Annotated in this window: 18 protein-coding genes; 14 read left to right on the top strand and 4 right to left on the bottom strand. The window is 57.5% G+C overall.

The annotated features are described in order from the left end of the window. The first annotated feature begins 133 nt into the window (after positions 1-133). The gene (locus ACMGG1_RS11120; RefSeq protein ID WP_116690403.1) at positions 134-718 is read left to right on the top strand and encodes a TetR/AcrR family transcriptional regulator; all 585 of its coding nucleotides are present in this window, start codon (positions 134-136) and stop codon (positions 716-718) included. Here ACMGG1_RS11120 and ACMGG1_RS11115 read toward each other — a convergent pair whose 3' ends face one another. From ACMGG1_RS11115 to ACMGG1_RS11105, 3 genes are all read right to left on the bottom strand, one after another. Beyond that, positions 719-1,021, bottom strand: coding sequence for a cupin domain-containing protein (locus ACMGG1_RS11115; protein ID WP_414161379.1), 303 nt, complete (start codon positions 1,019-1,021; stop codon positions 719-721). Between the two features lie 102 nt (positions 1,022-1,123). Beyond that, positions 1,124-3,004, bottom strand: a complete 1,881-nt coding sequence (locus ACMGG1_RS11110) for a potassium transporter Kup (RefSeq protein WP_261107212.1) — start codon at positions 3,002-3,004, stop codon at positions 1,124-1,126. Positions 3,005-3,088: 84 nt separating this feature from the next. Further along, positions 3,089-3,997, bottom strand: a complete 909-nt coding sequence (locus ACMGG1_RS11105; RefSeq protein ID WP_116690401.1) for a LysR substrate-binding domain-containing protein — start codon at positions 3,995-3,997, stop codon at positions 3,089-3,091. 172 nt (positions 3,998-4,169) lie between these two features. On the opposite strand from ACMGG1_RS11105, the gene ACMGG1_RS11100 reads away from it, so the two are divergent. The 9 genes from ACMGG1_RS11100 to ACMGG1_RS11060 all read left to right on the top strand — a co-directional run bounded on the left by ACMGG1_RS11100 (position 4,170) and on the right by ACMGG1_RS11060 (position 11,626). Further along, positions 4,170-5,120: a branched-chain amino acid ABC transporter permease gene (locus tag ACMGG1_RS11100; protein ID WP_046373461.1), complete on the top strand. Its 951-nt coding sequence runs from the start codon at positions 4,170-4,172 to the stop codon at positions 5,118-5,120. Positions 5,121-5,129: 9 nt separating this feature from the next. Further along, positions 5,130-6,242 carry an ABC transporter permease subunit gene (locus ACMGG1_RS11095; RefSeq protein ID WP_142815152.1) on the top strand — a complete coding sequence of 371 codons (1,113 nt, stop codon included), beginning with the start codon at positions 5,130-5,132 and terminating at the stop codon, positions 6,240-6,242. Further along, entirely contained in the window at positions 6,239-7,009 is a 771-nt protein-coding gene (locus ACMGG1_RS11090; RefSeq protein WP_020827020.1) for an ABC transporter ATP-binding protein, read from the top strand. The genes ACMGG1_RS11095 and ACMGG1_RS11090 overlap by 4 nt, the downstream gene beginning before the upstream one ends. Continuing rightward, positions 7,002-7,715, top strand: a complete 714-nt coding sequence (locus tag ACMGG1_RS11085; protein WP_128865217.1) for an ABC transporter ATP-binding protein — start codon at positions 7,002-7,004, stop codon at positions 7,713-7,715. The genes ACMGG1_RS11090 and ACMGG1_RS11085 overlap by 8 nt, the downstream gene beginning before the upstream one ends. A 34-nt stretch (positions 7,716-7,749) precedes the next feature. Then, positions 7,750-8,910: a branched-chain amino acid ABC transporter substrate-binding protein gene (locus ACMGG1_RS11080; protein ID WP_176983528.1), complete on the top strand. Its 1,161-nt coding sequence runs from the start codon at positions 7,750-7,752 to the stop codon at positions 8,908-8,910. A 28-nt stretch (positions 8,911-8,938) separates the two neighbouring features. Further along, a complete protein-coding gene (locus tag ACMGG1_RS11075) occupies positions 8,939-9,430 on the top strand; it encodes an L-2-amino-thiazoline-4-carboxylic acid hydrolase (RefSeq protein ID WP_020827023.1) in 492 nt (163 codons plus the stop codon). Next, positions 9,427-10,653, top strand: coding sequence for a Zn-dependent hydrolase (locus ACMGG1_RS11070; RefSeq protein WP_142815151.1), 1,227 nt, complete (start codon positions 9,427-9,429; stop codon positions 10,651-10,653). The genes ACMGG1_RS11075 and ACMGG1_RS11070 overlap by 4 nt, the downstream gene beginning before the upstream one ends. Before the next feature lie 88 nt (positions 10,654-10,741). Further along, complete coding sequence (locus tag ACMGG1_RS11065) at positions 10,742-11,089, top strand: ArsR/SmtB family transcription factor (protein WP_020827025.1); 348 nt, start codon at positions 10,742-10,744, stop codon at positions 11,087-11,089. A 3-nt stretch (positions 11,090-11,092) separates the two neighbouring features. After that, positions 11,093-11,626 (top strand): SRPBCC family protein, encoded by a 534-nt coding sequence (locus ACMGG1_RS11060; RefSeq protein WP_046373455.1) that lies wholly within the window; start codon positions 11,093-11,095, stop codon positions 11,624-11,626. On the opposite strand, the gene ACMGG1_RS11055 is transcribed toward ACMGG1_RS11060, so the two are convergent. Next, the gene (locus ACMGG1_RS11055; RefSeq protein WP_020827027.1) at positions 11,627-12,655 is read right to left on the bottom strand and encodes a transporter; all 1,029 of its coding nucleotides are present in this window, start codon (positions 12,653-12,655) and stop codon (positions 11,627-11,629) included. Between the two features lie 204 nt (positions 12,656-12,859). On the opposite strand from ACMGG1_RS11055, the gene ACMGG1_RS11050 reads away from it, so the two are divergent. From ACMGG1_RS11050 to ACMGG1_RS11035, 4 genes are all read left to right on the top strand, one after another. After that, on the top strand, positions 12,860-14,470 hold the full coding sequence (locus ACMGG1_RS11050; protein WP_261135394.1) for an inorganic phosphate transporter: 1,611 nt from the start codon (positions 12,860-12,862) through the stop codon (positions 14,468-14,470). A gap of 26 nt (positions 14,471-14,496) precedes the next feature. Next, the gene (gene ppk2, locus ACMGG1_RS11045) at positions 14,497-15,411 is read left to right on the top strand and encodes a polyphosphate kinase 2 (RefSeq protein ID WP_048758773.1); all 915 of its coding nucleotides are present in this window, start codon (positions 14,497-14,499) and stop codon (positions 15,409-15,411) included. A gap of 163 nt (positions 15,412-15,574) precedes the next feature. Further along, positions 15,575-16,408: a D-alanyl-D-alanine endopeptidase gene (gene pbpG, locus ACMGG1_RS11040; protein WP_122079452.1), complete on the top strand. Its 834-nt coding sequence runs from the start codon at positions 15,575-15,577 to the stop codon at positions 16,406-16,408. Positions 16,409-16,564: 156 nt separating this feature from the next. After that, entirely contained in the window at positions 16,565-17,548 is a 984-nt protein-coding gene (locus ACMGG1_RS11035) for an MsnO8 family LLM class oxidoreductase (RefSeq protein ID WP_414161378.1), read from the top strand.

The raw sequence follows: 17,548 nt of genomic DNA, 5'->3' as shown, positions 1-17,548 counted from the left end.
TCCTATTATTTGTCGATTGACAAACAATAGGCTTAAACGAATCTCTCAGCAAGCGAATTTTAAAAACTCGTTGGTATTACAATAGATTTAAGCGATCCTGTTTCGCTGAGGGACAGGCAACAGGAATTGATTAATGGCAGGCAGACCGCGCGAATTCGACCGTGAGCAGGCGTTACTGAAAGCACGAGATTTATTTTGGCGTCAGGGGTACGAAGGCACCTCGATGTCGGATTTGGTGACCGAGCTGGGCATCGCTTCCGCCCGTATCTACAAGGCGTTCGGCTCGAAAGAGTTGCTGTTTCGTGAAGCCATCGAAAGTTACGAAAGCCATGAAGGCGGATTTGCCGATCGCGCATTCAGTGAAGAAAGCAGCGTGCGCCTGGCGATAAAACGCATGCTGGACGATGCAGTGGCGCTCTACAGCCGCGCAGACCTGCCGCAGGGGTGTATGGTGGTTTCCTCTGCCGCCAGCGTCAGCGACGAAAACAGCGGGATCAAAGCCTGGCTGGCGGAACATCGTCTGCTTCGCACCCAAGGCATTATTGATCGCCTGCACGCCGCCGTCGCCAGCGGTGAACTGCCGCCCGATACCGATGCCGATGCTCTTGGCGACTATTTTGCCGCCTTCCTGCACGGATTGTCGATTCAGGCGCGCGATGGCGTTAGCCAGGCAAGATTGGAAGCGGCGGTCAAAATTGCGCTCGCCACGCTGGATTGATCACTCCGGCAAATCAAAAATCACCAGGGTGCCCTGGCTGCCCGCCAGCACCCGATGCGGCACGCCAGCGGCGGCCTGATACAGTTGCCCGGCGTTAACCGTGATTTCCTCACCCTGCACTTCAAGCCGCAGTTGCCCGGCGATCACCAGCAATCCTTCATGATAATCGTGGACCTCTTCGGCAATCTCACACTGATCCATCCGCAACACTTTGATATTGGCCGCGCCTACCTGCCCAAGTACGCTGGAGCGCCATGCCTGCGGCAAATCGGCGGCCAGCGCGGTAAGATCGAATAATGACATAAGCCCTTCATCAGCAAGCAGCGCCCTTCGCTGCCACGGCAATTTACTCCCTCGCGCTCCGACGGCTAAATAACCTTTGCTTTTAACCTATAGCCAGACGGATCAAACCGGCACCCGACGGCTGATCTCCACCACCTGATCGCTGGGCAAATAATAATAATCCGTCACGTGCATGCCGTTACGCACCATCAGCGCAAAAATGTTGCGCTGCCAGGCCGGCAATCGGTCACGGGCTTCACGGCGCACCACGCTTTCATGGCCCAGGTAATAGGTAGCATCGTCAAAGTTCAGCCCGGTTTTCTGCGCCTCCGCATGCTGTAATAAACGCGGAATATTGGGTCGTTCCATAAAGCCATAGCTGGCTACCGCGCACCAGAAACCCGGCGACTGTTGCCTCATCACCAAACGTTCGGCGTTTGCCACCCGCGGTTCGTTAACAATCATGATGTGCAGCGCCAGCACATTGGCGTGCAGCGAACCGTTGCGTTTAACCTGCCATCTCATCACCGGCGGTGTACCATTTAACGTTCGGGTCAGAAAAATGGCCGTGCCTGGCACCCTTGGGATGTTACGTTCTTCAAGATGCGCCAGAAAATCCGCCAGCGGCAGGTTCTTTTCCCCCAGCGTGCGGGAAGCCGCCAGCACCCCGCGATGCCAGATTAACATCACGCCATAGACCAGCGTGGCCATCAGCAACGGGACATAACCGCCCTGCATGACTTTGCTGAGGTTAGCCAACAGGAAGCTGAGATCGACGATAAAAAAGCCGCCGGCAACCAACAGGCTGGCGAGCGCTCCCCAACGCCATACTTCGCGCATGGCCACAAACAAAAGCCCGGTGGTCATGATCATGGTGAGAGAAACCGCAATGCCGTAAGCCGCGGCCAGATTGTCGGAAGACTTGAAAAATACCGTCAGAAAAACCGTCACCGCCATCAGCAACCAGTTGATGGCACCGATATAGATTTGCCCGTAGCTCTCCTCAGTGGTCTGTTTCACCCGCAAACGCGGCAACCACCCCAGTTGGATTGCCTGACGGGTCATGGAAAAGGCGCCGCTGATGATCGCCTGACTGGCGATAATGGTGGCCAAGGTCGCCAGGATCACCAGAGGGATCTGCAGCATCGGCGGGCACAGGCGGAAAAAGATGTTTTGGGTGACGTCGGCGCCGGAGAGGATCAACGCGGCCTGGCCGGCGTAGTTCAGCAGCAGGCTGGGGAAGACGATACCAAACCAGGCCAGCCAAATCGGCTTTTTGCCAAAGTGCCCCATGTCGGCATACAGCGCCTCTGCGCCGGTGACGCAGAGAAACACCCCACCCAGCACTAAAAAGCTGGTCAGCCCGTTGGAAAACAGAAAGTGGATGCCGTACAGCGGATTCAATGCCATCAGCACCGCCGGATGCTGAACGATGCCCCAAATACCCAGCACCGCGATAGAGAAAAACCACAGCGCCATGATAGGCCCAAAGACTTTACCGATACGCGCGGTCCCTAACGGCTGAATGGCAAACAAGCTCACCAGGATCAGCACCGCCGCAGGCAAAATATAGGGTTTCGACTCGGGCAGCACGATGTTCAGCCCTTCCAACGCCGACAGCACCGAAATCGCCGGGGTAATGGCCCCGTCGCCGTAGATCAGCGCCGCACCGAACAGGCCGGCAAACAGCACCATCGGCCGGGCCTTTTTCTTGCTGACCAGTAACGACATCAACGCCATAATGCCGCCTTCACCGCGGTTATCGATGCGCATGGCAAACATGGCGTATTTCAGCGAGGTGACGATCACCAGCGTCCAGAAAATCAGCGACAGCAGGCCCAGGATCACCGGCGCGGACGGCGCATCCCCCGAGAGATAGAGCACGGTTTTCAGGGTGTATAACGGGCTGGTACCGATATCACCAAACACTACCCCCAGTGCGCCACCGGCCAACAGCGGCATGCTTATTTTCGGCGTCTGTTCCTGTTCATTCCCTGTGCTCATCGAAGTTTCCTGAATAAGCCATTGCGATTTATTCAGGATAGTCAATTCAGGCGGTTAGCGCGTGCCGATATTGGGTGAGAACCTTCAGTTCCCCGCCTCTTTCAGCAGCCAGCGCTGCAAGTTCAACCCTTCTGGTGACAGTTCATTGTCTTGCCGCACGCACAGGTAGTAATCGCGCCCATCGTCAATCGCCAGATCAAACAACTTAACCAGCTCGCCGCTGTTGAGATAGGGTTCGATCAGGGGTTCACGCATCAGCGCACAGCCCAGGCCCGCCTGCACCGCCGCCAACGTTAGCAGACCGTCTTCAAACATCGGGCCGGTACTGCGCAGCGGTCGTTTGACACCAGCTGACTGAAACCACTGCATCCAGGTAGCGCGCTCTTCGTCGTGCAGCAACGGCAAAGGTGCAAGTTGCTCCGGCGTGTCCAACAGCCCGTGCAGCTTGATAAAGCTGCGGCTGCATACCGGCACCATTTTGCCGGACATCAGTTTTTCACTGCGATAGCCGCTCCATTGCCCCGCACCAAAGCGGATCGAGATATCTGCGGCATCGCTGAGGTAATTGCGATGATTGGCATACACCACGTTGATATCTATCTCGGGATTTTCGCGCAGAAAGCCGCGCAGTCGCGGAATGAACCAGCCCATGCCGAACAACGGGATCAGGCTGATGGTGACCTGCCGGGAAGCCGACTGCTCGCGCACCTGCTCGGTTGCCTGACGCAATACGTTAAATGCCGAGCGGATAGAACGGTAATAGTCCCGTCCTTCGCTGCGCAATATTAACCGGCGTCCCTGGCGTTCGGTCAGCGGCATTTGCAGAAAGGCCTCCAGCGTTTTGAGCTGATGGCTCACCGCCGAAGGCGATATTTCCAGCTCAAGCGCCGCGGCGCTGATGCTTCCCAAACGCGCGATAGCCTCAAATGCCCGCACGGCGCGCAGCGGTGGATCATTGGGTAACGACGCATTGTATTGTTCTGTTTTTTTCATATGTTGACTATTTTGCTGAAAAATCGCCGCTGATTAAAAATTAATATACAAATAAATCAAACAATTAAAAACACACATTTTCTGTATAAGAAATTATTTTTCCGTATTTTACAATTTTTTTTAATTCTCTACTGTGAGCTTCCTGAATCATTATTTTTCGGGACTCCCTCCTATGGATACGCTGGTACAGCAGACCGTCAACGGACTGATGCTTGGCAGCATTTATGCATTGATTGCCCTGGGTTACACCATGGTGTACGGCATTCTGCGCATCATCAATTTTGCCCACGGCGATGTGCTGATGGTCGGCGCGCTGAGCGCGTTGTCCGCCATCGGTGTGTTACAACATCATTTCCCGACGCTATCACCTTACGTCACGCTGTTGCTGGCGGCGCTGATCGCCATGGCGGTCTGCTCGCTGGTATCGATGAGTATTGAGCGTCTGGCCTATCGCCGTCTGCGCAATGCCCCGCGCCTGGCACCGCTGATCAGCGGGATTGGCGTTTCTCTGCTGCTGCAAACGCTGGCGATGCTGATCTGGTCACGCAATCCCTTAATGTTCCCGCAACTGTTGCCCATGGACCCCATCGCCCTGACGTCTGGCAGCGCCAACCACGCGCCGGCAGTGATCACCGGTACCGGTATTGCCACGCTGGCTATCGCGCTGCTGGTGATGGCCGGGCTGCTGCTATTGGTCGAACACTCGCGCTTTGGCCGCGCCATGCGCGCCACGGCGGAAAACCCGCAGGTTGCCGGCCTGATGGGCATAGACCCCAACCGCATCATCGTTCTGACGTTCGCCCTCGGCGGTGCTTTAGCGGCCGTGGCGGGCATCATGATGGCCAGCAACTACGGCAATGCCGGTTTCTCCATGGGGTTCCTGCCGGGCATCAAAGCCTTCACCGCCGCCGTATTGGGCGGTATCGGCAACCTGCGTGGCGCCATGCTCGGCGGCCTGTTGCTGGGGTTGTTCGAGTCGCTGGGCACCGGTTATCTCGGCGAACTGACCGGGGGCACCTTCGGCAGTAATTATCAGGACGTTTTCGCCTTCCTGATATTGATCGCCGTATTGGTATTTCGCCCATCCGGCCTGCTGGGCGAACGCGTCGCCACCCGCGCCTGAGGATACAAGATGACTGTTTTGACTCACCTACAGCAAACCGATTCCCCTGGCCGCGCCAAACTCGGCGTGGCGCTGTTTATGCTCGGCCTGCTGCTTGCCCCCTGGGTAGCCGGTGCCGCCGGTGGTAACTACTGGGTGCGGGTGATTGATTTTGCCTTGCTCTACCTGATGCTGGCGTTAGGGCTGAACATCGTGGTTGGCCTAACCGGCTTGCTGGACATGGGGTTTATCGCTTTTTACGCGGTAGGCGCCTACCTGACCGCTCTGCTGTCGTCACCCCACCTGACCGAGCAGTTTCCAATACTGTTGCAGTGGTTCCCCGATGGGCTGCATTTGTCTATCCTGCTGCTGATCCCGCTGGCGGCAGTATTGGCAGCGTTGTGCGGCATTCTGCTGGGCGCACCGACGCTGCGACTGCGTGGAGACTATTTGGCGATCGTCACCTTGGGCTTCGGCGAGATCGTCCGCATTCTGATGCGCAATCTGGACCGGCCGCTGAACATCACCAACGGCCCCAAAGGGATCTCCGGCATCGATCCGGTTTCACTGTTTGGCCTGAAGTTTTCGGGCATGCATCAGTGGTTCGGTTTCCGCTTTTCGTCACTGTACCTCTATTACTACCTGTTCGCCGCCCTGCTGCTGCTGATCCTGTTTATCTGTCTTCGCCTGCAACATTCACGGGTGGGTCGGGCCTGGACCGCCATCCGCGAAGATGAAGACGCGGCACGGGCGATGGGCATCAATACGCGTAATTTCAAGCTGTTGGCATTCGCCATCGGCGCCACTTTTGGCGGCATCGCCGGCGCTTTATTCGCAGCATTTCAAGGATTTGTCTCACCGGAGTCCTTTACGCTGCAAGAATCCATCGCGGTACTGGCGATGGTGGTATTGGGCGGCATGGGCCATATCCCCGGGGTGATCCTCGGCGCCTTGTTGCTGGCCGCCTTGCCTGAACTGCTGCGCAGCACCATGGGGCCGCTGCAACAGGCCCTGTTCGGCCAGGTGTGGATCGATCCGGAAATCATCCGTCAGCTGTTCTACGGGCTGGCGTTGATTCTGGTGATGCTGTATCGCCCGGCAGGCCTGTGGCCCGCACGTCATCCACAGGGGGCCACTTTATGACGCCGCTTCTCACGCTCAGTCACGTCAGTAAACGCTTTGGCGGATTAACCGCGGTGGACAATGTCAGTATCAGCATCCGTCAGGGAGAGATTTACGGCCTGATTGGCCCCAACGGTGCCGGCAAAACCACCTGCTTCAACCTGATCACCGGTTTGTACCGCGCCGACAGCGGCGAATTCCGCCTGCATGATCAACGCTACAAGCCGCAGGCTATCGATAAGGTGGCCCAGGCCGGTATCGCCCGCACCTTCCAGAACCTGCGCCTGTTCAATGAGATGAGCGTGCTGGAAAACGTGATGGTCGGCTGCCACTTGCGCACCCGCAACGGCCTGTGGGCAGCGATTTCACGCCATCGGCGCGCCCGACAGGAAGAACAGGCCACGCGGGAAAAATCCCACGCGCTGCTCGACTACGTCGGCATCAGTCAGTTCGCGCATTATCGTGCCGGCGATCTTTCCTATGGCCACCAGCGCCGGCTGGAAATCGCCCGGGCATTGGCGACCGAGCCCAAATTGTTGGCGTTGGATGAACCCGCCGCCGGGATGAACGCGGCCGAAAAAGTGGCACTGCGCGATCTGCTGCTACGCATTCGAGACAGTGGCAAAACGCTGTTGCTGATCGAGCATGACGTCAAGCTGGTGATGGGGCTGTGCGACCGCATGACTGTGCTCGACTACGGCAAAGTCATCGCCGAAGGCGAACCGGCACAGGTAAGGCGTGAGCCTGCGGTGATCCGCGCTTATCTGGGAGGCGCTGCCCATGTCTGAGCCCTTACTCAGCGTTAAAAATTTAAAAGTGTCTTACGGCGGGATTCATGCGGTGAAAGGCATTGATTTTACGGTGAACAGCGGCGAACAGGTGACGTTAATCGGCGCCAACGGCGCGGGCAAGACCTCCAGCCTGCGCGCTCTGACCGGCCTGCAGCCGTTTGAAGGAGAAATCCTGTTCGACGGCCTTTCCATTCGTGGCGTACCCCCGCATCGCTTGCTGCAGCAGGGGCTGGTGATGGTGCCTGAAGGCCGCGGGATTTTCGCTCGCATGACGGTATTGGAGAATCTGCAGCTTGGCGCTTATTCACGCTCTGACAAACCGGCGGTTCGACAGGATTTGGAGCTGGTTTGCGCGCTTTTCCCTCGCTTGCGCGAACGGCTGCGCCAACAGGCCGGATTACTTTCCGGGGGTGAGCAGCAGATGGTGGCGATCGGTCGTGCGCTGCTGAGCCGCCCGCGCCTGCTCATACTGGATGAGCCTTCTATGGGCTTGGCGCCTATCGTGGTTGAGGCCATTTTTGAGGTTATCAAACGCCTGTCGCGTGACGGTGTCACGCTACTGTTGGTTGAACAAAACGCCAGGCTGGCGCTGGCGTCGACCGATCGCGCTTATGTGCTGGACAGCGGCAATCTGAACCATAGCGGCCGCTCTGCCGACCTGCTGGACGATGAAAAAATCAAACAAGCCTATTTGGGCGAATAAACGTTTTTACTTTTAACCACACCGGGAGTTTTACATGCACAACATAACTCGCTTCAAGCCGTTGGCGTTGGCCGCCGCAATTCTGGTCAGCCTGGGTGCCGCCTCGTCGGCGCTGGCCGATGAAACCATTCTGATCGGCCTGGCCGGTCCTTTAACCGGCCCTTCCGCCCGTATTGGCAAAGATTTGGAAAACGGCGCTCAGTTGGCGATCGCCGATGCCAACGCCCAGAAACCCACGCTAAACGGTAAAGCGGTCACCTTTAAATTGTTGTCCGAAGACGATCAATCCGATCCGCGCACCGCCGTCGCCGTGGCACAACGTCTGGTCGACGAAGGCGTGGTCGGTGTGGTCGGCCATTGGAACACCGGCACCAGCATTCCTGCGGCGCGTATTTACCACGACGCCGGTATTGCCCAGGTTGCGCCGGTCGCCACCGGCCATGGCTATACTCAACAAGGGTTTGATACCAGCTTCCGCGTCATGGGCCATGACGACGATGGCGGTAACTACGCCGGGATCTATGCCGTCACACAGCTAAAAGCCAAGCGCATTGCGGTGATTGACGACCGCACCGCGTTCGGGCAAGGACTGGCGGATGAATTCATCAAGTCGTTGGCGGCTCAGGGTATCCAGCCGGTGGCGCGTGAATATGTCGACGACAAGACCGTCGACTTCAGCGCGGTGCTGACCACCGTGCGCAGCAAGAACGCCGATTTGATCTTCTTCGGCGGCGTCGACTCACAGGCAGCGCCGCTGGCGCGCCGTATCAAGCAGTTGGGCATGAACACCCCGCTGATGGGGGCCGGTGGCTTCGTTAGCCAGACCTTCCTGACGCTGGCACAGAAAGAAGGCGAAGGCGTTGTGGCCCTGGAACCTGGCTTACCGCTGGAGCAAATGCCCGGCGGCAAAGCCTTTGAGCAGGCCTATCGCGACCGCTATAAAACCCATATCGAATTGCATGCGCCGTTCGCCTACGACGCCACCCGGGTACTGATTGCCGCCATCGAGCAGGCGGGATCCGCCGATCCGGCCGATTATCTGCCGAAGCTGCGAGCCATTCATTATCAAGGCGTCACCGGCACCATTGCATTCGATTTGCAGGGCAACCTGCAACAGCCGAGCTTCACCCTGTATCGGGTGGTTGACGGCAAATGGCAGCCGCAGACCGTATTGGGCGGCGCAAAAAAACAATAAAAATCCGTAAGCAATGAGGAGCAAGGCGATGAGCGATGCAAAAAACGAGTTGGGTATTCTGGCACGGCGCCGCATAGAAGCGGAAATCATCAAACCGATCTACCAGATCCTGGTGCGCGAAATCGGCAAAGAGCGCGCACAGGCGGTGATTGGCGAAGCCATCGAAAATGCCGCCATTGAAGCCGGCAAAAACTTCGCCGCGCAGGAGCCGAATGGCGCGGATTTGCAAAGTTTCGCCGCCTTGCAGTACCTGTGGGAAAAAGACGATGCGCTGCAGGTGAAGGTGATCTACCAGGACGAGCAGCATTTTGACTATGACGTCACCCGCTGTCGCTATGCCGAGATGTACCATCAGATGGGGCTGGGTGAGATCGGCCATCTGCTGTCCTGCGCGCGCGACAGCCAGTTTATCGTCGGCTACGCGCCCGAGGTCGAACTGCAGCGCACCCAGACCATCATGTCCGGCGCGCCCTGCTGCGATTTTCGCTATGCCGCCAAAGCGCAGGGAGAAAAAAAGTGACGCATCGAGTAAACGGAGAACGCCTGTGGCAAAGCCTGCTCGACATGGCGCAGTTCGGGGCTATCCCGAAAGACGGCGTGACCCGGCTGGCCCTGAGCGAAGAAGACCGCATGGCGCGCAACCAACTGCGCGAGTGGGCCCTGGAGGCCGGTTGCAGTCTACGTATCGACCGCATGGGCAATATGTTCCTGCGCCGTGAAGGCACTCGCCCGGATCTGGCCCCGGTGGTCACCGGCTCCCACGTTGACTCCCAGCCCAACGGCGGCCGTTTCGACGGTATTTACGGCGTGCTGGCCGGGCTGGAGGTGATCCGCACCCTGAACGATCGACAAATCGCAACCGAACGTGCGGTGGAAGTCATTAACTGGACGAATGAAGAAGGCGCACGCTTTGCGCCGGCAATGATCTCTTCTGGGGTATTTGCCGGCGTGTTCGAGCTGGAATACGGCCTGTCGCGCCAGGATGCACAGGGCACCAGCATCGGCGAAGCCTTGCAGCAAATCGGCTACGCCGGCGAGCATCCGGTGGGCAACACGCCGATTCACGCCGCCTTTGAGCTGCACATTGAGCAAGGGCCGATCCTCGAAGCGGAAAACATTGAGATTGGCGTGGTGACCGCCGCACAGGGGCAGCGCTGGTATGAACTGGAGATCACCGGGTTCAGCGCCCATGCGGGTACGACGCCGATGGACAGACGGCGCGACGCCCTGCTCGGTTTCGCCGCCATGGTCAAGGCGGTCAATGATATCGGTAACGACTTTATGCCGGATGCCCGTGCCACGGTAGGTATGGCGCAAATCACACCCAACTCCCGCAACGTGGTGCCGGGCAAGGTGTTTTTCAGCGTCGAGTTCCGCCACCCGCAAGAGGCCGTATTGGCGCAGATGGAACAACGTTTGCTGGCTGCGGTGGCCGAAGTGGGCGTCGATGGGCTAAATGCCCATGCCGAGCGTATATTCCAATATCAGCCGATACGTTTTGATCCAGCTTGTATCGACAGCGTGCGGCAGGCCGCCAAGACCCTGGGCTATTCACACCGGGATATGGTTTCCGGTGCCGGTCATGACGCCTGTTACCTGAACCGGGTAGCCCCTACGGCGATGATATTTATCCCCTGCGTGGACGGCATCAGCCACAACGAACTGGAAAACATCTCCCCGGCGTGGTCGACCGCCGGTGCCAACGTGTTGCTCAATGCCATATTGGCGCAAACTCACGCCTGATCCCATGGCTCCGGCCTGTTTGTCGGAGCCAGAAAAAATATTCAACAAACTGGTTGAATATTAGCCCACCTGTTCTATATTCAACCATATGGTTAAATTATCTTCCTCACAGCTGGACGCCATTTTCCATGCGCTCTCCGATCCGACACGCCGCGCAATATTGCGGTCGTTGGCCGGTGGCGAGCACAGCATTGGCGAACTGGCCGCGCCGTTGCAGATGTCGTTTGCCGGCGCTTCCAAGCATATCAAAGCACTGGAGCTTGCTGGGCTGGTGCAGCGTACCGTGCAGGGAAGAAACCATATCTGCCGGCTTGAACCCGAGCCTATGGCGCAGGCCATGCAATGGCTGCAAACCTACGAGCATTTCTGGACTGAGCGGCTGGACGCGCTGGAAATAGCGCTGCTGCAACCGGAACCGAATCCTCCCAAGGAGTGAACCATGAACGACTACGGCATGATTATTGAAACCGGCACGCTGCGTATTCAGCGGCTGCTGCCCGGCCCTATAGAGCGGGTCTGGGCCTATCTGACGGAATCCGACAAACGCGCCACCTGGCTGGCCGCCGGCGAAATGAAGCTGGAAAACGGCGCCCAGGTAGAGCTGGTGTTTCGCAATTCCGATCTGACCGGCGAACACGAGCAAACGCCGGCCAAATATAAGCACCTAAGCTGCAGCGTCAGCAACGTCGGCCATATCACCTGCCTTTTCCCACCGCGGCTGCTGAGTTTTACCTGGGCTGAACAGGGGCAAAGCCGCCCTTCCGAGGTGACCTTCGAACTGACCGAACAGGGCAAAGCCGTGCTGCTGACGGTAACCCACCGTCGCCTGGCCAACCGTGATGAAATGCTCAGCGTGGCCGGGGGCTGGCATACCCACCTGGATATCCTGGTCGATCGTCTGCACAATCGTCAGCCGCAGCCGTTCTGGAGCACTCACACTCGCCTGGAAGAAGAGTACCGGGCCAGACTGTGATCAGCCTTCATCCCGGCGTCTGAAAGCCAGATAGCCGGTAACCAGCGTAAAGCCGCCGACCAGCAACACCAGCAAAACAAAGCCGTGGTGGTTGCTGGCCAGCGGGATCCCCCCCACGTTCATGCCAAAGAAACCGGCGACGATATTGATTGGCAGTGCCAACACGGTGATCACCGTCAGGGTGTAGAGCGTGCGGTTGTTCTGTTCCATCTGCTTGGCGCCTATCTCTTCCTGTAACAAGCGAATGCGTTCGGTCAAGCTGGCGAGATCGTTTAGCACCACCGTGAACTCTTCGGTAAATTGCCGCAGATCCTGTACCACGTCCCGGCTCAGCCAGGTCGGTGGCCGGTTCAGCAAACGAAACAGCGCCGCGGGCTCCGGCGCCAGCAGACGCTGAAAACGCAGCAGCATACGGCGCATTCTGCCCAGTTCGGTACGGTTGCGTTTCACATGGTTGCTCAGCAGGCGATCTTCAATGGTATCGACGTACTGGTTGGCCTGCCGCACCACCTGCTCCAGCACCTCTTCCTGCTCTTCCAGCAAATGCGCCAGCAATTCGGTAGAAGACGCCAACTGCAGCGGCCCCAGCCGGCCCAACAGCCGCTCAATCAAACGCAGCGGTTTGTGCCGCACCGTGACCACCAGGCCGCTACGGCAATACAGCCATAGCGTCGCAATCTCCGGGTTGTTCTCTTTCGGGTGGAAGATTACATCGTTGAGCACCGCGAACAGATCTTCTCCCTGACGCTCTATGCGCGTGGTATGAGAACCGTGGCGGATCTCGTCAAAGAAAAACTCAGAAATCTCGAAGTGGTTTTTTAGCCATTTTTCCGCCGCGGCATGATTCAGGTTGAGATGCAGCCAGATAAATCCCTCCCCCGGCGACAGCGTCTGATAGGCCTGGCAGGCCTGCTGCGAAGAGACCCGCTGCGGTGGCTCTGACGTACGAAAAACGTGGCCGTAAATCAGCCCGGTGACCTCATCGTCAAAATCAAGTTTGTGTAATTTTTCCGCAACCGTTTGAGCCATAAACCTTTGTCCCGAATAACCGCACGCATGAATTAATCAATCTCAGTCTTTATATCAACCTTTAAATGCCAACGTTAATTATTTTCACTGTTCCCGATGATTAATATTAGCGTCATAAAAAAGTCACATTATTTCCCAATACTTTGATGGCAACACCGTACAGCACCGTCAGTAATCTAATGAAGCCTATCGGGAAGGTCCTTTATGAGCGATAACAGCGCCGTTCAAGCGGGTGCGCCATCTGCGTCAAGCCTGCCAAAAATCTACCAAAAGAACAGTCGACTCACTGTTCTTTTTTTTATTTTATTATTAGTGCTGGGGATAGCTTTTGCTGGCGTAAATCTATTTAACGACGTCAGCGATGCCGGCGCGGTTTATACCAGTTACGTTCCGTTTCTTTTATTGGGAATGGCGTTATTGATCGCGCTCGGCTTTGAATTCGTTAATGGTTTCCACGATACCGCCAATGCGGTAGCCACCGTGATTTATACCCATTCTTTGTCGCCGATGGTGGCCGTGGTTTGGTCGGGGTTCTTTAATTTTCTCGGCGTTTTGCTCTCCAGCGGCGTGGTGGCCTTCGGCATCATTTCGCTGCTGCCGGTTGAACTGATCTTGCAGGCCGGTACCGGCAACGGGTTCGCCATGGTCTACGCCCTGCTGTTCTCGGCGATTATCTGGAACCTCGGCACCTGGTGGCTGGGGCTGCCTGCGTCATCATCGCATACCTTGATAGGCTCGATCATCGGCGTAGGGGTGGCTAACGCCCTGATCCACGGCCGCACCGGCACCAGCGGCGTCGACTGGGGGCAAGCCATTAAAGTGGGGTATGCCCTGCTGCTTTCACCGGTGATCGGCTTCGTATTTGCCGCCTTGCTGCTGCTGGCGCTGAAGGTCTTTGTTAAAAACCGTCAGTTGTATACCGCCCCCAAAAATGACTCGCCGCCGCCGTTGTGGATCCGCAGCCTGCTGATCCTCACCTGTACCGGCGTTTCCTTTGCTCATGGCTCCAATGACGGGCAAAAAGGCATGGGCCTGATCATGCTGATCCTGGTCGGTACCATGCCGATTGCCTATGCGCTGAACCGTTCGATGCCGCCGGAGCAAATCCCCCGCGTAGCGGCATTGGCGGAAGTGACAAAAAACCAACTGCTGCAACAGTTCCCAACGGTCAGCCAGGTTCCTGCGCGTGAAGTCCTTACCGGCTATGTTCGCACCAGCGAGTTGACGCCGGAGGTGGTGCCTGCCCTGGCCCAACTGACCGGCGCCATCGGCGATCAAATTCGCCAGTACGGGTCGGTCGACAAAATCCCTGCGCAGGCGGTATCCAACACCCGAAATGATATGTACCTGACGTCGGAGGTCATTAAGCACCTGAAGACGGAAAAACAACTTCAGATCCCCGCTGACTCGCAACGCAATCTGGACGCGCTGAAAGGCGAACTGGACAGCGCCACCCGCTTTATTCCTTTCTGGGTCAAGGTGGTGGTGGCGATAGCGCTTGGGCTGGGCACCATGGTCGGCTGGCGGCGCATCGTGGTCACCGTGGGCGAGAAAATCGGGAAAAGCCACCTCACCTATGCTCAGGGCGCCAGCGCCGAGCTGGTGGCGATGACCACTATCGGGGCGGCGGACGCCTTCGGCCTGCCGGTTTCCACCACCCACGTTCTTTCATCCGGCATTGCCGGGACCATGGCGGCCAACCGCTCCGGCCTGCAAATGTCCACCCTACGCAATCTGCTGATGGCCTGGGTGTTGACGCTGCCAGCCTCGGTGCTGCTTTCCGCCGGGCTCTATTGGATCTTCACCCATTTTTAAAACCGGGCTAACACGGAGAATCAACTATGGCTATGCATGAATTTAATCACGACGACACCTTCAACCAGCGCCTGCTGCAGGAATTCTACGACAGCTATGACGAAGAGCTGGAAATGGAACTGGACGACCTGCGCTTTGACGACGCCGAGGTGGACAGCGACCAGAAAAAAGCCTGGCGCAAACAGTATTTTCGCGAATTGCTGCGGCTGCAGGGTGAATTGGTCAAACTGCAGGACTGGGTGATGCGTACCGGTCACCGTCTGGTGATCATCTTTGAAGGCCGCGATGCCGCCGGCAAGGGCGGTGTGATCAAACGCATCACCCAACGTTTGAACCCGCGCACCTGCCGTGTGGCCGCGCTGCCCGCCCCCAACGATCGCGAACGTACCCAGTGGTACTTCCAGCGCTATATCGCGCACCTGCCGGCCGCCGGCGAAATGGTGTTGTTCGATCGCAGCTGGTACAACCGTGCCGGAGTGGAAAAAGTGATGGGCTTTTGCAACGACGAAGAATACGAAGAGTTTTTCCGCAGCGTGCCGGAGTTCGAGAAGATGCTGACGCGCAGCGGCATTCAAATCGTCAAGTATTGGTTCTCGATCACCGACGATGAGCAGGAGCTGCGTTTCCTCAGTCGCATTCACGATCCGCTCAAGCAGTGGAAGCTCAGCCCAATGGATTTGGAGAGCCGCCGCCGCTGGGAGGATTACACCGAGGCCAAAGAAGTCATGTTAGCGCGCACTAACATTCCTGAGGCGCCATGGTGGGTGGTTCAGGGTGTCGACAAGAAAAAGGCACGGCTGAACTGTATCAGCCATCTGCTTAAGCAAGTGCCCTACGAAGAAGCCGAAGGCAACGTGATCACCTTGCCACCACGCAAACGCAGCCCGGACTACAGTCGCAGCCCGGTGCCGGATAATATGGTCGTGCCAGAAGTGTATTGATGCCCTGCCAGGGAGGCGCATGGCCGCCTCCCTGCCTTCTCCTCACGCCAGAACGCCACCGCTGAGTTTTCAGATCCGGAAGGGTCACCTTATTTTCTCCACATTTGCTGTGCAGACTCTTGCTGATATTTTTTCATCAGTCAGGAACGTAGTCACGGTTGCCATGCATTTATTGAATTCCCTTTTTCGCTTTTCCACCTCAGGCTTCGGCGTCATTTTGATTCTCACGCTGCTGTTGTTTCAGCCCTCTGCGCAGGCTGCTGCGCCGCTGGCGCTTCACTCTGCTTCGGTATTGGTGGTCAATCAGCGTACCGGTAAAACGCTGTATCAGAAACAAGCCAACCGCGTGTTGCCGATAGCCTCGCTGAGCAAATTGATGACCGCCATGGTGGTATTGGACAGCAAACGCCCGCTGGGCAACCCGATAAAAGTCACTCCTGCCGACCGCGATCTGCTCAAGAAGACCCATTCGCGCCTGACCCTGGGCTCCATTCTCAGCCGGCGCGATATGCTGCACATCGCCCTGATGTCATCGGAAAATCGTGCGGCGGCCGCGTTGAGCCGCGGCTATCCCGGGGGACGAAAAGCCTTTGTGGCGAAAATGAATCAGAAAGCACGCAGCCTCGGCATGAAACACGCCCGCTTTTACGATCCGACCGGCCTGACGCCGCGCAACGTTGCCAGCGCCAGGGATCTGCTGAAAATGGTGAATCACGCCTACCGTTATCAGACCATTCGCCGTTTCAGCACCGACAAGCAACAAATCGTCCGTCCTGGTCGGGGCCAGCTGGTTTATCGCAGTTCCAATGGGCTGATCAACAATCCGGCTTGGAAAATTCAGCTGCAAAAGACCGGTTTCACCAACGAAGCCGGCCACTGTCTGGTGATGCGAACCCTGATCAAGGGGCAGCCGGTGGTGATCATCCTCCTCGGGTCAAAGCAGCGCTACGGCCACTACAGCGACGCTATTCGCCTGAAGGCCTGGCTGGAGTCCTGATGTGAATCGGGCGCGTCAACCACGCGCCCCTTTACCACTCCGCGCATATCTAAATCCGTTTTTTATCAATGGAATATCCTATCTCCAATCAATATTACGCCGCTGGTGTTCTGCATGGTATTTGTCATCAATCATCGATGATAAAGGAACAGGAAAATGGCTTATGCCCTGAGCGTGTTGGAAAAAAGTCCGATTGCCGAAGGAGAAAGCGCCGCCGAGGCGCTCAAACGCACGCTGCATCTGGTACAGCAGGCGGAAGTTTGGGGGTACCGCCGTTTTTGGCTGGCGGAGCATCACAATACCCCGCAGCTGGCTTGCCCTTCCCCTGAAGTGCTGATTGCTTACTTGCTCGGACAAACCTCACGGATCCGTATCGGCTCCGGCGGCGTCATGCTGCAGCATTACAGCGCGTATAAGGTGGCGGAAAACTTCAATCTGCTGGCCACGCTGGCACCGGGCCGGGTTGATTTGGGCGTGGGAAAAGCGCCTGGCGGGCTACCGCTCTCGACTCAGGCGCTGCAGGCCGCGCACGATCAGCAGAATAAGCCTGACTTCCCTAAACAGCTCGCGCAGCTAAATGCCTATCTGAACGATGATGCACAGCCCGGCCTGAGCGCAACGCCACAACCGGTTCAGCCGGCGCAACGCTTTCTGCTGGGCGCCAGCAACGAAAGCGCACAACTGGCCGCCCAACACGGCTGGGCCTTCGTGTTTGCCGCTCATCTCAATGGCAACCCGGAGGACATCCGGCGGGCGCTGGCTCATTACAGTGAGCAAAGCGGTGGCCGAAAAGCCCTGTTGGCGGTGGCAGCGATCGTCGCCGACAGCGAAAGCCAGGCCAAGGATCTGGCAGCCGGGATCCAGCAGTATCGTGTCCACGTGACCGGCGGGCAAAGCGTGACCGTCGGCAGTCTGGAGCAGGCGGAAAGCTTTGTGCAACAGGCTGGCGCTACCGATTACCGTATCGAACCGCGCGAAAGCCACATACTGCTGGGGACCGCCCGGCAGGTGCGTCAACAGCTGGATCAGTTACACCAACAGTACGGCGTAGAGGAGTTTGTGATTGATACCCCCATCAGCCAGCCTGCCGCCCGCCTCGCCTCTCTGCAATTGCTGGCGCTAGCGGGTGATGCTGTTTGA

Origin of the sequence: Serratia sp. BNK-12 (assembly GCF_047456085.1) — a bacterium.
In the GTDB taxonomy this organism is placed as follows: Bacteria; Pseudomonadota; Gammaproteobacteria; order Enterobacterales; family Enterobacteriaceae; genus Serratia; species Serratia liquefaciens.
Note: the sequence above shows the minus strand (reverse complement) of the source record. Positions and strands in the feature narration are given on the sequence as shown.

Bases quoted from the DNA above. Each gene is read 5' to 3' on its own strand.
- ACMGG1_RS11120 (WP_116690403.1), top strand. From the start codon at position 134: ATGGCAGGCAGACCGCGCGAATTCGACCGTGAGCAGGCGTTACTGAAA.
- ACMGG1_RS11115 (WP_414161379.1), bottom strand. From the start codon at position 1,021: ATGTCATTATTCGATCTTACCGCGCTGGCCGCCGATTTGCCGCAGGCA.
- ACMGG1_RS11110 (WP_261107212.1), bottom strand. From the start codon at position 3,004: ATGAGCACAGGGAATGAACAGGAACAGACGCCGAAAATAAGCATGCCG.
- ACMGG1_RS11105 (WP_116690401.1), bottom strand. From the start codon at position 3,997: ATGAAAAAAACAGAACAATACAATGCGTCGTTACCCAATGATCCACCG.
- ACMGG1_RS11100 (WP_046373461.1), top strand. From the start codon at position 4,170: ATGGATACGCTGGTACAGCAGACCGTCAACGGACTGATGCTTGGCAGC.
- ACMGG1_RS11095 (WP_142815152.1), top strand. From the start codon at position 5,130: ATGACTGTTTTGACTCACCTACAGCAAACCGATTCCCCTGGCCGCGCC.
- ACMGG1_RS11090 (WP_020827020.1), top strand. From the start codon at position 6,239: ATGACGCCGCTTCTCACGCTCAGTCACGTCAGTAAACGCTTTGGCGGA.
- ACMGG1_RS11085 (WP_128865217.1), top strand. From the start codon at position 7,002: ATGTCTGAGCCCTTACTCAGCGTTAAAAATTTAAAAGTGTCTTACGGC.
- ACMGG1_RS11080 (WP_176983528.1), top strand. From the start codon at position 7,750: ATGCACAACATAACTCGCTTCAAGCCGTTGGCGTTGGCCGCCGCAATT.
- ACMGG1_RS11075 (WP_020827023.1), top strand. From the start codon at position 8,939: ATGAGCGATGCAAAAAACGAGTTGGGTATTCTGGCACGGCGCCGCATA.
- ACMGG1_RS11065 (WP_020827025.1), top strand. From the start codon at position 10,742: ATGGTTAAATTATCTTCCTCACAGCTGGACGCCATTTTCCATGCGCTC.
- ACMGG1_RS11060 (WP_046373455.1), top strand. From the start codon at position 11,093: ATGAACGACTACGGCATGATTATTGAAACCGGCACGCTGCGTATTCAG.
- ACMGG1_RS11055 (WP_020827027.1), bottom strand. From the start codon at position 12,655: ATGGCTCAAACGGTTGCGGAAAAATTACACAAACTTGATTTTGACGAT.
- ACMGG1_RS11050 (WP_261135394.1), top strand. From the start codon at position 12,860: ATGAGCGATAACAGCGCCGTTCAAGCGGGTGCGCCATCTGCGTCAAGC.
- ppk2 (WP_048758773.1), top strand. From the start codon at position 14,497: ATGGCTATGCATGAATTTAATCACGACGACACCTTCAACCAGCGCCTG.
- pbpG (WP_122079452.1), top strand. From the start codon at position 15,575: ATGCATTTATTGAATTCCCTTTTTCGCTTTTCCACCTCAGGCTTCGGC.
- ACMGG1_RS11035 (WP_414161378.1), top strand. From the start codon at position 16,565: ATGGCTTATGCCCTGAGCGTGTTGGAAAAAAGTCCGATTGCCGAAGGA.